This window comes from Burkholderia sp. MSMB1826, assembly GCF_001526325.1.
Classification (GTDB): domain Bacteria; phylum Pseudomonadota; class Gammaproteobacteria; order Burkholderiales; family Burkholderiaceae; genus Burkholderia.
The window spans coordinates 23,594-37,779 of the sequence record NZ_LOYN01000042.1 but is presented as its reverse complement, the minus strand read 5'-3'; the positions used below and the strand labels follow the sequence as shown (position 1 = coordinate 37,779).

Genomic DNA, 14,186 nt, shown 5'->3' with positions numbered 1-14,186 from the left:
CTGCGTTTTCAGCAGCAGAGAAGCGAGATTATGAACCGTGTTTCGCAGCTCGTCAACAACTTTCTGCACTACATCGTTGCGACTGCGGGGCCATCTTTCTGCGCCGTCGGGCTCGCTACTTCCGAACCTCAACAGCACCGCTTCCCTTCCTTCCGCGCCGCGTTTCCGTTGGCGCGAAAGAGGCGTGATTCTATGCATCCGCCCCCGTCCGCGCAAGCCCTTTGTGAAGAAAGATTGAAAAAGCCTCCGTGCGCTACCGCGCACGGAGGCTTTGGGTTCGACGAGCCGTAAATCGCAACGCGTGCCACCCTCCAAAGATATGACGAACACGTCTTCCCCCTGTATACAGGCGGACGGGGACCGCGCAAGGAAACTGGCGCGGTCGAGTATCATGCCGCGACCGAACCACGCACTCATATCGATGATGGACAGCACGACTCAACCCGGCGACGCCGACCTTCGCGACGAATATGCCGCCCTGCGCGAACGCGCGATGCGACTGGAAGAACAGGTCCCGCCGCTTCTGCAACGCATCTCGGACATGCTGCCGCGCATCAGCGGCGAATCCGAACTGGCGGACGCGCATCGCGAGCGGCTCGTCGGCGCGCGCAATGCGGCGCTGGTCTCGATCGAAAATTATCAGCAGGCGATTCCATTCCTGCAGACGGCCGACTCGATCATCGAGGAGCTAGACAAGGCGCCCGAGCGCGATGAAGACATCGAGTGGCGGGAATCGCTGCTGCAACGCCTGGACGAGCTGATCGACGTCGCGGTCGTGATGATCGACGATGCGGACAGCTACTTCGAGCATGCACAGGCCTGCGACCTGTCCAGCGTGCCGAAATCCATCCTCGAGGATTGAACAGGCTCACCGGAATCGCGCGGTGCACCGGCCCCGTCGTGCCCGCCAACAACCGCTAGCTGACAATCTGCGTCCCCGCGCCGGCCGCATCCTCCCCACCCCGAAGCGGCCCTGCAACCGCCACCGCGCGCAGAGCCGGACGTCGCCCTACGGCGAATCCAGCGCAATCGTCTCGCTCATCATCGGCACGCGGATGTATCCGCCCGCCGCATCGCCATACGCATGCGCGTTCCCGTCGATCACGTACTGCGCCGTCAACGCGCACAGGGTCGCGTCTCGCGCATCGACGGAGCGCAGCATCGATACGTCGATGCCCAGCCGCTCCAGCAATTGCCGACGCTGATTGCGCTTCTGCTTCGCCGACGCCACGGCCTTGCCCAGCATCGCGCAGGTAATCGCATACGGATAGGTTTCGAAGCTCACGCGCCCGCCCGCGTAACGCGCGTCGGTCAGCAACGGATAAGCGTCCGCGAGCGCCCGGTAGACGCGCTCTCCCATGAACATCCAGTCGAAGAAGCCCGACGTGCTCGCGATGGCCTGCTCCCGCGACGGCGTCGGGAAACACGAGATCCGTTCACGCGCGAGCGCCTGTTCGGCCGCGCGGCGACCGCTCCCCGCCCACCACAGGCTCGGGGCGTCGACGCCAATGGCCACGACGTCATGGGCGAGACATAGTGAAGGCAGCGACTCGGGCGCGATCCGCGCTTCCCGGCAGACGATCGTCGAGCCACGCAGGATCACGAGATCGCACAGTTTCCTGTCGCCGCCGACATCGACACCCGCCACGGCAACCGGTTCTCGCGCGGCGGATCGGGCCGATCGCATGTGCGTGCCTCAGTCAGCCGGCCGTGCGGCGTACGCGGTGTCGAAGATCGCCTCGAGACCGGGATGGACGCCGCGCATCGGGTCGACGACCGACTTCGCCCAGTCGAAATACGCCTGCTTGCGTTCGAGCGGCCAGTCCGCAGGCGGATGCCGGGCGATGTCGCGCAGGTTGCAGATCTTGTCGGCCAGCTTCACGAGCTTCGCGCGCCGGCTGATGGTGGCCGCGTGCTCGACTTGCAGACGCTTGCGCTCGTCTTTCGGCAGCGACTTGTCGTCGGTGACTTCCATCACGATGTCCGCCACGTCCTTGCCGAACAGCCGCAGCAACTCCTGCTCGGTCGTCTCCGTATCCTCGATCGTGTCGTGCAACACGGCCGCGACGATCACGCGTTCGTCCTCGACGCCGGCCTCGTTGGCCAGCACGTCGGCGAGCGCGATCGGATGATTGATGTACGGCGACGCCTCTTCGTCCTTGCGCCGTTGATTGCGATGCTTGTCCGCCGCGAACGCAATCGCGGCTACCAGCTTCTTCATATTCCCCCCTCGTGTGGCCAGACCCGCGACCGCCGAACCGGCCGCGTGCGTTTCGGAACCGCTCATACTACCTGTACGCGATGACCGTTCCCGTGCGCCGGCACCCCGGCGTACCCCGTCGCGTCACGCGCCGCATCACGCGCCGGCCGGCGCGCGCTGCAACTCGACCACGTTGACCCGCGCGCCGAAGACGTCCTTCACGAGCGGCAGCAGGTGGTCGTGGTGCGTCAGAAACAGCACCTGGGTGCGCGTCGACAGATCGCGCAGCGCATCGAGCCCCGCCTTCGCGCGCGCGTCGTCGAAATTGATGAACAGGTCGTCGGCGACGAACGGCAGCGCCGTGCGGCTGCCGAGTTGCAACTCCAGCGCCGCGATCCGCAGCGCGAGGAACAACTGATCGCGCGTCCCTTCGCTCAGCCCGGCGACCTCGACCGACGTTCCCCTGGTGCGCCGTGCATACAGCGCGGGCGGCGTCCGTTCGGTATCGACGGTCAGCTTCGCGAATTCGCCCAGCGTGAGTCCGGCGAAAATCTCGCCCGCGCGCCGCAGCATCGGCCCCTGCTTCTGGTCGCGGTAGCGATCCGTCGCCCACTTCAGCAAGCGGCTGGCCGTGGCTGCCTCCAGATACTGTTCGGCCGCGTCGCCCATCGCCGCCAGCGCCTCTTGCCGTTTCGACTCGGCAAGGGCCGCGTTCGCCTGGCCGTCGATCGCGCCGAACGCCTGGTCGGCCACGACCTGCTGCTGCGCCAGCTCGTTCAGCCGCCTGCCGATATCGCCGAGCGACTGCTTCACCGCTTCGAGATGCGCCGGCACGTCGGCAATGTCCTGTTCCGCCACCTCGGCCTCGACGGCGGACCGGGAAAGCCCGTCTCCGTCTCGCACCAGCGCCTCGTGCGCGGCATCGACCGCCTGTCGAAGCTGGCGCTGACGATCCGAGCGCTCGGCCAGCGGCAGCGCCGCGTCGATCGACGCGACGCCGGCCAGTTGCAACAGCGGCTGGATGCGCGCATCGGCGCCGGCCACCGCGGCAGCCGCGTCCGCAACCTTGCCGTCGGCCTGCCGCACGGCCTCGTCGGCCCGCTCGATCGCACGCGCGATTTCCCGGGCGGCCGCGAGGCGCATCGTCAGCCGGCGCGCCACGTCCGGCCAGTCGCCGCTCGCCAGCCACTCCGGCGCGAGCGCTTCGGCGAGCCGCCGCGCGCCGGCCTCGAGCGCGGCCAGCTCCGCGCGGATCGCGGCGATCCGGTTGCGCGGCGCGTCGGCATCGGCCAGTTCGGCCGTCACCGTATTCGCGAGCCCGAGCGCACTTTCCGCCGCGGCCAGCGTCGTCGCGCTCGCGGACAGTTTCGCGTCGGCCAGCGCGTCGCGCCATTGCACTTGCCACGCATCGTAAGCCGTTTGCGCATGGCCGGCCCGCGACTGTGCGATCGCGCATCCGCGTTCGGCTTCCCGCGCGCGATCGTCGAGGCTGTCCTTCTGTGCAGCCGCCTTCTCGGCCGACTGCACGAACGTCTCTGCAACGGCGAGAAGCGCGGCCAGCCCGTCCGATTCGCCGCCCCGCGATACCGTCAGCAGCGCCGCACGCAGCGCGGCCTCGGCGCCGGCGCGGGCAGCGCGCATTGCATCGAGTTCGCGACGCTGACGATCGAGATCGGTCTGGGCGGCGAACACCGTGTCGCGCTTCGCGAGCCAGTCGCCCATCGCCGCCAGCGGCATGCCGGGCACCGCGGCCGCCGTCGCGAGCGCGGCCCAGGCGTCGCGATGTGCGGCGAGCTCGCGCTCGCGTTCGTCCAGCGCAGCCTGCCGGCGCGTCACGCCCGCACGCGCGGATTCGACCTGTTGACGCAAGGATTGCAGCGTCGCGGCGGCCTGGGTCGCGCCGAGTTGCGCATCGACGAGTTCGTCGGCGAGGCGAATCGCGTCGTCGAGCGCCGGTGCGCCCGTGGCGAGATCGACGGCGCCGTTGCGGATATCGCCCCACGCGCCATCGCGACGCGCACGCGCCGCCAGCACGTCGGCGGTCGTGACGACCTTGTGGTTCTCCGCGAAATGCTTTTCTTGCAGTTCGAGGCGTTCGAGCTCTTCGAGCGCACCGTCGCGCGCCTCGCGCGCGGCGGCGGCCGCACTGGCCCGCTCGCTGTCTTCCTTGAGCAACGCGCCGAGCCGCGCCGCCGACGGCACGTCGAGCGCACGCAGCGCATCGACCGGCATGCGCCACTGGCCGAGCGTGTCGAGCGCGCCGGACAGCGTGCGTTCGGCGGCCGCGATTTCGTGCGCCAGCGCCTGCTCGCGCGGGCCGCTGTTGCGAAAACCTTGCGCATCGGCCAGCGCCGCGCGCAATGCTTCCGGCACGTCGACGGTCGACAGGCGCGCCTGTTGTTCCCGGACCTGCGTCAGTTCGCGCGTGCGTTCGTCGAGCGATTCGCGCGCACCGGCCAGCGCCTGATGCAGTGCGCCATGTTCGCGCAGCAGGTTCGCGACGGTTTTCAGCGACAGCGCCGTCGGCAACGCGGCGCGCAGCGACGCTTCGTCCGTCGGCCAGCCGAGCTGCGCGGCCGCCGACGACGCGGCGGACAGATGCCGCTCGACGTCCGCGCCGAGCAACAGCAGATCCTGCGCGTGATTCATGCATGCACCGCGCAGCCGATCGAGCGCCTCGATATCGGCTTCGAGCGCCAGCGTGTCGGCATCCGCGACGATCGCCTCGCGCGCCTGCCGCTTCGCGAGCAGGTCGGCGCGCCGCTCCTCGAGCACCTTCTGCTCGGCCGCGAGATCGCCCTGCGCCTTCAGCAGATCCGCATACGCGGTCGGCGGCAACTCGACGACCGCGCCCAGTTCGGCCAGCGCGGCATCCTTGACCGTCAGCTCCTTCAGGTACGGCGCGAGCCGTCGCACGCGTTCGAGCTTCGAGCGCAACGCTTCGAGCCGGCGTTGCTCCGCGCGCGCCTGCTCGATCTGCTGCTCGACCGCTTCGCGCGCGTCCTTGCGATCGACCCAGTCGCGCGTGCGCACCTGGACCGCCTTCAGTTCGGCCACGGCTTCGTTGAACGCCGTTTCGGCCAGCGCAAATGCGCTGCCGCTGCGACGCGGCGCCCACAATTCGAGCGCACGCGCATCGAGCTCCTCGCGCACCGGCCCGAGGCTGCCGACACCGGCCGCCGATTCGAACAGCACCTGACCGAGCTTGTCCGATGCGTCGAGAATGCTGCGACCGCCATCGACCAGCCGCCCGTGATCGAGCCCGAACATCTGCTCGAAGAATTCGCGCGTCGCGCCGTCCAGGATCGACGTCAGATAGTCGTCGGGCAACTTGTCGTCGGCGGGCGTACGCAACGAACTGCGCCCGCGCGCACGGTGGAACGCGAGCTCGCCCGTGCCGCTCTCCAGCACGCCGCCGATCCGCAACTCGGGCGTGCTGTGCAGGAAATCGAGCGGCGTCTGCAGCTTCATGCCGAACAGCAACTCGGACACGGCCGTGCGGATCGTCGACTTGCCGGCCTCGTTCGGCCCGACGATCACATGAAAATCCTCGCGGGCCGACGGGAAACGGAGCGTCTCGTCGGTGAACTTGCCGTACTTGATCAGATCGAGCTGGCCAATGCGCATCGCTTACTCCCCCCTCGCCAGCCGCGCCAGCAACGCGGGCCCGACCTGCTCGACCAGCGCCGTCAGCTCGCCCGCACGCGCCATCGTCAGCAACGGCACGTCCTCCTTCACGTCGCTGCGGACCTTGCCGACGAACGGCTTCAGGTCGCGTTCGAGCAGCGCGAGGAAATCCGGATCGTGCGCGGCGTCGGCCAGGATCTGCTTCAGGTCCTCCAGCGCCTCGAGCGGTTCGCTTTCGCCCGGCTGCCGATCGGCGGCGGACGTCGCGAGCCGGACCTTCTCGAGCCACAGCCGCTCGTTGCCGATGATGCCGATCTGGTTCAGCACCTCTGCACGCAACTGCGGCGCGCGGCCGAAAAAGAGACCGTGCGCGGGCGTGCGCCCGGTGACGGTGACGCGCACCGCGCGCGGCACGTGGCCGTCGACGGTCAACAGCGCCTCCAGCGACTGACCGATCTTTCTCGACAGATCCGCAACCGACACGCAATCGGACGCATCGACCGACACGGCTTCCCAGCGCAGCACGTCGAGATACAGGCGCTCGACCTGCGTCTTGCCTTGCTCGACCGTCACGAGCACCGCGCCGCGCCGGCCCGTCTCGCGGATATGGCGCCCCTGCAGGTTGCCGGGAAACACGACGGTGGACGCGCCCGTCCATTGCTGGAATTCGTGCACGTGACCGAGCGCCCAGTAGTCGTAGCCTTTCGCGTGCAGTTCGGCCAGCGTGCACGGCGCGTAGTTCGCATGCGCCGCATACCCTTCGAGCGCCGTGTGCAGCACGCCGATGTTGTAGTACCCGGGCACCGGATCCGGATAGCCGATCGCGAGATTGTCGACGACCGCCTTGTCCTTGAAGCTCTGCCCGTGCAGCGCGACGTCGAATTCCGGCAGCCTGAAGGTTTCCGGCTTGCGGTGGCCGAACACGGTGACGTTGTCGGGCAGCGTCAGCTTCTTCGTCATCTCGCTTTCGGCATCGTGATTGCCGCCGAGCACGAACGCGCGGATGCCGGCCTTACGCAGGCGGCCCATCTGCTGGCCGAAGAAGATGCCCGTGTTGTGATCCTTCCAGTCGCCGTCGTACAGGTCGCCTGCGATCACGAGGAACGCGACTTCCTCTTCGATCGCACGATCCACGAGTTGCCGCAGCGCCTCGCGCGACGCGTTGCGCAACTGCGCGGCCGGCGCGTCGGGATATGCGCTCAGGCCGTGCAACGGGCTGTCAAGGTGAATGTCTGCCGCGTGGATGAACTTCACGAAGGTTCCTCTGTTTCATGACGAACGGGCGACGCCGCTCGCGCGGCCCATGCCGTCGTGCGTCGTCCCGGTAGCCGCCGGGCTTGCCGCTGCACTTGCGACACGCGTCGGACCGGATCATGCTGCCCACTGCAAGCGGGTCGGGATGGTACCTGAAAGCGGATGACGACATGCGTTCTCCGTCGGTGCGGATGGCGGGAAAGCATGCGATACCGATGCGAACCGACATTGTGCCGCAGCAGGCGTGCGTGACGGCGAAACGGAGCCGGCCGGCGTTGCCATCGCGACAGCCGGCTATCGGGAGCGCCGCCATTTAAGCACGACGTGCGGGCAATGGGTACGGGACGCCGCCCGATCCGGAGATCCGGACCGGAGTTCGCAAATCACCATTTCCACGATGTCGCGAGGTGCCGCATGGCGATCATGCTCGCGAGCCGCGACGTCATCGGAAAATAGCCGGACGCGGTCAATCCTTCCTGGCGCGGAGCGCGGCGGAGCGGCGCGCGCGAGGATCGCACAGCGTCCATGCGTGCTCCGAATCTCCGAAGCAGTTACGAAACGACAGGGACATGCTCGGCTCCCACGGAGACGGGCGGAGAACCGACAGGCCCGGGGGCGAACCGGGCGACGCTGCGATGCGCAGCTCAGTAACCCGGATACTGCATCTGTAGTGCGACCCATGCGGCCGTGCGCTTGCCGAACTCGGACGAGATCGCATTCAGCGATGCATCGAGCGCATGCAACGGATAGCGCGTGATCGGTACGGACAACATCCGCGCAGGCGCATCGACGCCGGCCACTCGGTCCGGAACGATAGTCAATCCGCGCCGGGTGCGCACGGGCTCGCGATTCGCTGCAACCGTGTAGGCGGTGGAGCGGAACGTCGTGGAATAGGCGTCGGCCTCGAGCACGAGCGCAATTTCGTCGACACCCGGCTCGATCGGGATACCGAAATCCTCGTGCGACCAGAACGACACGTAATTGGTTGCGATCGTCGCCATCGCCGACAATCCGAGTTTGAATCGGTCGCTCGCGATCTCGGACGACCATGCAGGCCGTCCGAGCCGCTCGGCGACCTGCAGTGCGCGTTCGTGTCCGGCGAGCGCCTCGACGAGCGCAAGCGATACCGGAATCGTCGCGGTGACGCCGGTCGTCGTGACGACCTTGCCATCGGCAACGTAACGCTTGCCGTCGACCCATCGCGTATCGGCAAACTTCTTGCGGAGATCGCTCATCGAGTACCAGTGCCCCGTCGCGCGACGGCCTTCCAGCAGCCCCGCGCGTGCAAGAACCCAGACGCCATCGCACACGCCGATGATCGTGGCGCCCTTCTTCGCCTGCTCGGCCACCCATGCAAGCAGCGCCGGATCGCTGTCGCGATGCACGGCCGGCACGATCACATAGTCCGCCCCCTGGGGCACGCGCTCATCGAACCGAGCGGTGGTTTCGTCCGGAATGACGTTCATCGGCGCCGGGAACATCCGGATGGGGCCCGGTTTCGTCGCAAGTGCGACGAGATCCGCCGCGCCCGATTCGGCAACGATGCCATAGGGGACGACGTAATCGGTCAGCTCGGTATAGTCGTTTTCGCCGACGACGGCGACGATCGGGCGCGTGCGACCGAATCGCGGCTGATAGGCGGGCAGCCGGTCTGCGCGTGCCGCTGCGGGCGCCAGCGCTTCGCTTGCTGGTCCCGCATGGGCAATATTCGCGATACCCGACGCAAACGACGCGAGCAGCAACATCATCCAGTACAGCATGACTTTACGCATTGAAGCCTCTCCGTGAACGGGACTCACCCGGTAATCAGGCGTGGCGTCCGTGTCGGTCGTCACGACGCCGGCTCCGGACGGCAACACGACGTTGAATGTCATGTCGTCGTCGCGCTGCGCGTCGCGGACCTTCAGCGTGATCGTCCGAAGGAGCCTGCCAAACGCCTCGCGCTGGTCGACTTGAACATTGACGTGCCTCGATCGGCGCCGACGCGTCCGATTGCAACGCAACCTCATCGCACATTGCCGATAGTGGTACGCGATCCGACTCTGCAAACGCGACAGTGCCCGTGCGGATATCGTGGAAGGCGTGACGACACGCTCAATCACCGCGGATGCTTCGTGCCCTGCAGCGTATTAATCATGGAATCTTTTTCCGAATTTATGACTGCAAACCAATAAAATGGAATCGATAATACATTCACTTTTAATTAAAAAACATGTCGATCATTTCGCCGTTCGAATCAATTAAAAAGATCAGGTGATCGTCAACGCGAACCACAAGATAGCTCGCAACTTCCACCGATCAAATAATCAACGTTTCGACAACGAAAATGCCGTGTTCCGCCTGCGATTCATCAGGCGCGGGCTGACGATTTCAGCAATTCACGGGATCCCCAACGCGACATAGCCTGCTTCTCAGGCGGCATTCATGGCCACGAGAAAGCGCGCGCAGCTGACACACATCAAACAGTGTTACAGCCATTTGACGCCCTCTTCAATGCCAATGGCGCGAGTGACAGAGAAAATACGAAACGCTCGTATTTATAAACCAACTTTCACTTTTATTGCAAATACTTTATTTCGTTATTGCACGTTCATTTGCGACGATCGTCACCGGGTCATGAACGTGACATTCGAGGCCGCTAGCCGCTCGATAGCAGCACCCAGTGCAGATATTGCCTCGGTATCTCCGTCGTTCCATCTTCGCAGCCGCCAAGCCGGTCAGCTTGCCCCAGCTCGACTGTCATCCCCTTTCGTCATCCAGCTCAGGCCGCCAGTCTTGTTACTTTTGCAATCCTGATCAATATCGATACCTTGCCTTTCTCGACGTATCGCACTCCCCAATAAAAAAACCCGGCCCGCATCGAAGCGGGCCGGGCCATGACGGGATCCGTGCTGCTCGTTACAGCGCGCCGCCTTGCGCCGACGCCGAACCCTTCACGCCGACCGATGCGCCACCCTGCACCGAGTTCGTCGCACCTTCGAGCGCCTCGCCGGCCTTCGCCTTCGCGCCGCCCGCGACGTCGCCCGCGGTCGACATCGCGCCTTGTGCACGGCTCTTCGCCGAGCCGGCGACGTGCTTCACGTGCGACTTCGTCGCGTGCACGGCCGATGCCGCCGCATCCTTCGTCGCGCCGGCCGCCGAACCGACCGCCTGCGTCGCGCCGCCCACTGCCGTGCCGGCTGCCGAGCCCACGCCGCCGACCGTCTTGCCGACGCCGTTCAGTGCGCCGCCGACGACATTGCCCGCGCCCGAACCCGAGCCTGCCGCATTCGCGCCGGCGCCAGCCTGCACGCCCACACCGCCGCCGAGCAGCGGCGTCTGGACCTGGGCGCCGACGCCTGCGGAACCCTCGGCACCGGTCTGAGCCGTCTGTGCAAATGCAGCCGACGTCGCCATCGCCGTCAGAGCGGCACCCAGCAGAATCGTACGAATCTTGTTCATGGTCATTCTCCCCAAAGACGTTGTTGCTGCGGGCCGCCTTCGTGCGGCTTGTCGCATGCCTCGCCGCGACATGCGGCAGGTGGGGCTAATGTAGCGGCGCCGGCGCGCAAAACGATTGATTTGCGGGGACTGTTACTTCCGTTGCAAATGCTGACGATTGACTCACACTGTTTGACAATCGGGGGCTTGCGGGGAAGTGAACGCCGTATTTGACGACGGACGGGCTTGAACCGCGAACCGGGGCGACCGGCTGCTTCACGCCGGCGCTTCGCGCGATCGCCATGTATCGGGGCAGCCGACCAACGAAACGGCCGGCTGACGAGCCGGCCGCATATATCTGCATTCCGAATGATCGAGATTGCCCGGCCGTCGATGCAGCCTCGTCGCGATGCACGGCCCCCGGTCGTCGGCAGCAGACCCGGGCCGTGCGCATGCTGCCCGATTACGGCCGGAACGTATCGCCGAGCACGACGCCTTCGCGACGCGGATCGGTGCCGCCCTGCAACACCGGCGACTGGCCGACCGTCACGCGCATCACCGTGTTGACGCCGCTCGCCTGCGCGGAAGTCGACACCTTGTGCCCGAGCGCGAGCAACCCCGCGATCAGCGGATCGTTCGCGCCGTTGTTCGCCGTGTTGACGTTCGGATGCTCGCCGCCGATCGTGGTCGTCGGGCTGTTGCTCGCGCCGAAGTCGACGAGCCCCGCCGACTGTTGCGCGTCGAGCCCCCAGTCGAGCGCGCCGACCAGCGTCTTGACCACGTATTGCGGAATCGTGCCGCCGCCCGGCGATCCGGTCGCCATCACGAAGTCGCCGCGCGAGCCGTCGGCGGCCTGCCCGAACACGATCGTCGGCGCCATCGAGCTGCGCGGTCGCTTGCCCGGCTGCAGTCGGTTGGCCACCGGATTGCCGGACGTGTCGAGCGGGTTCGCGGAAAAGTCGGTCAACTGATTGTTCAGCAGGAAGCCGTTGGTCATGTGGAACGAGCCCATGCTCGACTCGACCGTCGTCGTCGCGCTCAGCACGCTGCCGTCGCCGTCCACGATCGTGAACTGGTTCGTGCCGTGCTCGATCAGCGTCGTGTCGACGCCGAGCGGCACCGCACCGAGATTGCCGGGCTGCGCGGTGCCCATGCTTTTGGTCGGGTCGATCAGCGCCGCGCGCGATTTCAGGTACGGCTTGTTCAGCAACGTGTCCCACGTGCCGCCCGGCAGCGGCACGAAGTCGGTATCGGCCACGTACTTGTCGCGGTCGGCATAGGCGAGCCGTTCGGCCTCGGTGATGAGATGGACGCCCGCGACGGTCGGCTTGCCGCCTTCGAGATCGATCGCCGTCGGCTTCAGCGACTTCAGGTCGTAATTCTCGAGAATGCCGAGCGCCGATGCGACCGCGATGCCGCCCGACGACGGCGGCGGCATCCCGCAGACCCAGTAACTGCGATAAGTCGTGCACACCGGTTCGCGGCGCTTCGCCTGATAGGCGGCGAGATCCGCGACGGTCGTCTTGCCCGGCGTGAGCGTCGAGCCGTCCGCGCCCTTCGTCGCCGCGATCTTCGCGACGATGTCCTGCGCGATCTGCCCCGTGTACAGCGCGTTCGCGCCCGACTGCGCCATCAACGACAGCGTGCGCGCGTAGGCGGGATTCTTCAGTACGGTGCCGAGCGTCTTCGGCGAACCGTCGGCGTTCAGAAAATACGCGGCGGCTTCGGGGTCCCGCTTCAGGTTCGCTGCGTTCGCCGCGATCGCGTCGGCCAGCCGGCCGCCGATCGGGAACCCGTTGGTCGCCAGCGTGATCGCGTCGCCGAACAGGCTCTGCCACGGCAAGCGACCGTGATCCTGTTGCAGCGCCTCGATGAGCCGCGGCACGCCGATCGTGCCGATCGAACGGCCGCTCGCGCGCGCGTTCGGCAGCGGCGCCGAATGATCGGTGGCGTCATCGACATAGCGCAGGTAGTTCTCCGTCGCGGCGGCCGGCGCGGTTTCGCGGCCGTCGTATGCCTGCAGCGTCTTGCCGCGCGCATCGTAGTAGAGCAGCACGCCGCCCGACCCAAGGCCCGTCGCCTCGGGGACGGTCAGACCGAGCACGGTCTGCACGGCGACCGCCGCGTCGGCGGCCGTACCGCCCTTCTTCAGCACCGCGCAACCGGCCGCGCTCGCGTACGCATTCGACGTGGCCACCAGGTAGGTTTTCGCATAGACGGGCTTCATTCCGGTGCGATAGCCCGACGATGCTTCCGGCAGCGACGGGTCGCCCGGCTGGTTCGAGCCCACCACGACCGTCGCGCCGTTATTGTCGACCGCGAGGCAGCTCGCATCGGTGGAAGGTGTCGTCGTGCGGGCGGCCTCGTTCTCGACGTCGCCGCCGCACGCGGTCAGCAAGGCAGCCGCGAGCAACGCGGACGCATACGGAAAAATCGCTGTTCTGTTCATGGTCTGCTGATGTTCTTGTCGGTCGTTGCGATGGACGTCCTGTCGCCTGCAACCCCCTCGGTGCACGGGCGACGCGTTCGATAGTCCCATGAACAAAATTTTTTCCGCAATAAGGAAATGACTTCACGCAACCGCATGTCGTGTGCGCGACGTCACCGAACCGGCATGCGAGGTTGCTTGCTGCAGCGCGTCGCATTCCGATACGTCGTGCGACTCGCATCGCGACCGTTACCTTGTCGCCCGGCGACGCGCGGCGGCCGGCCGCCCACGCGCGAACGCGTGCTCCATCGCGTCGATCGCCTCGGAAAAGAACGAGAGAAACATCGTCATCGCGACCGTCGCGCTCGTGTCCGCCCGCTGGTAGATGCAACTGAACGAGCGCGCGCCCGCATCGGCCAGCGGCGTCCAGGCGAGCCGGCCGGCGGCCACGTCGTCCGCGACGTTTTCCGCGATCAGGAAACCGACGCCGGCCCCTGCGGCCACGAGGCGCCGCACCATCGACACCGAACCGGTTTCGACCAGCGGCCGCACGCTGCGCGGCTGCCGCGCATCGATCTGGTCGAACATCGCGCGCAGCTCCGTGTCGGGCGTCATCAGGATCAGCGGATGCGCGAAGCAGTCGCGCATCCGCACCTTGCCGCCCGTCGACGCCAACGGATGACCGGGCGCCGTGACGACACCCAGCGGCTGCGCGAACGCGCGCACCTCGACGACGCCCGCCGCGCTGCGCCGGCGCAGCGCATAACCGATGTCGACCTCGCCCGTCTCGACCCAGCGCACGATGCTCTCACCGTTTCCCGAGCGCACGCTGTACGTGACGCCCGGGTAACGCTGCATCGCGGCGAGAATCGCGTCGGGCACGAGCCTTTCCGCCGTCGAGGCAGGCACCGCGAGATTCACGTGCCCGCGCCGCAGCGCACGCAGATCCTCGACCTGCGTCAGCGCGTTGTCGAAATCGCGCTGGCCGCGCCGCACGGCCGCGATCACGATCTCGCCGGCGAGCGTCAGCTGCATGCCGCGCGGCAGCCGGTCGAACAGCGGCACGCCGACCTGCGCTTCGAGATTGCGGATCTGCTGGTGAACCGCCGCGGCGGTCAGGTGCAGCGCATCGGCCGCCTTGCGAATCGAGCCGCGCCGCGCGACTTCGTCGAAACAGCGGAATGTCTGCGATATCGAGCGCATGAAGGTACCGTTAGATTTTTCCGAACAGGCCGTCAAGAATAATCCGATTTTACT

The 14,186-nt window shown here is 66.7% G+C and carries 9 protein-coding genes and 1 pseudogene; 2 read left to right on the top strand and 8 right to left on the bottom strand.

Features of this window, described 5'->3' with window-relative positions:
* Window positions 1–291: pseudogene (locus tag WS95_RS35495) on the top strand (hypothetical protein); the annotation flags it as partial.
* 133 nt (window positions 292–424) lie between these two features.
* Window positions 425–862, top strand: coding sequence for an ATPase (locus tag WS95_RS23720; protein ID WP_257139937.1), 438 nt, complete (start codon window positions 425–427; stop codon window positions 860–862).
* A gap of 147 nt (window positions 863–1,009) precedes the next feature.
* On the opposite strand, the gene WS95_RS23715 is transcribed toward WS95_RS23720, so the two are convergent.
* The 8 genes from WS95_RS23715 to WS95_RS23680 all read right to left on the bottom strand — a co-directional run bounded on the left by WS95_RS23715 (window position 1,010) and on the right by WS95_RS23680 (window position 14,132).
* On the bottom strand, window positions 1,010–1,687 hold the full coding sequence (locus tag WS95_RS23715; RefSeq protein ID WP_059826499.1) for a DUF429 domain-containing protein: 678 nt from the start codon (window positions 1,685–1,687) through the stop codon (window positions 1,010–1,012).
* Window positions 1,688–1,696: 9 nt separating this feature from the next.
* Window positions 1,697–2,221 (bottom strand): HD domain-containing protein, encoded by a 525-nt coding sequence (locus WS95_RS23710; protein ID WP_059826498.1) that lies wholly within the window; start codon window positions 2,219–2,221, stop codon window positions 1,697–1,699.
* 135 nt (window positions 2,222–2,356) lie between these two features.
* Entirely contained in the window at window positions 2,357–5,827 is a 3,471-nt protein-coding gene (locus WS95_RS23705; RefSeq protein WP_059826495.1) for an ATP-binding protein, read from the bottom strand.
* A 3-nt stretch (window positions 5,828–5,830) separates the two neighbouring features.
* Window positions 5,831–7,081, bottom strand: coding sequence for a metallophosphoesterase family protein (locus WS95_RS23700; protein ID WP_059826494.1), 1,251 nt, complete (start codon window positions 7,079–7,081; stop codon window positions 5,831–5,833).
* 644 nt (window positions 7,082–7,725) lie between these two features.
* Window positions 7,726–8,853 carry a DJ-1/PfpI family protein gene (locus WS95_RS23695; RefSeq protein WP_059826492.1) on the bottom strand — a complete coding sequence of 376 codons (1,128 nt, stop codon included), beginning with the start codon at window positions 8,851–8,853 and terminating at the stop codon, window positions 7,726–7,728.
* A gap of 1,126 nt (window positions 8,854–9,979) precedes the next feature.
* The gene (locus tag WS95_RS23690; protein ID WP_059826491.1) at window positions 9,980–10,522 is read right to left on the bottom strand and encodes a hypothetical protein; all 543 of its coding nucleotides are present in this window, start codon (window positions 10,520–10,522) and stop codon (window positions 9,980–9,982) included.
* A gap of 442 nt (window positions 10,523–10,964) precedes the next feature.
* Window positions 10,965–12,950: a gamma-glutamyltransferase family protein gene (locus WS95_RS23685; protein WP_059826490.1), complete on the bottom strand. Its 1,986-nt coding sequence runs from the start codon at window positions 12,948–12,950 to the stop codon at window positions 10,965–10,967.
* A 228-nt stretch (window positions 12,951–13,178) separates the two neighbouring features.
* Entirely contained in the window at window positions 13,179–14,132 is a 954-nt protein-coding gene (locus WS95_RS23680) for a LysR family transcriptional regulator (protein ID WP_059786652.1), read from the bottom strand.
* Between the last annotated feature and the right edge of the window lie 54 nt (window positions 14,133–14,186).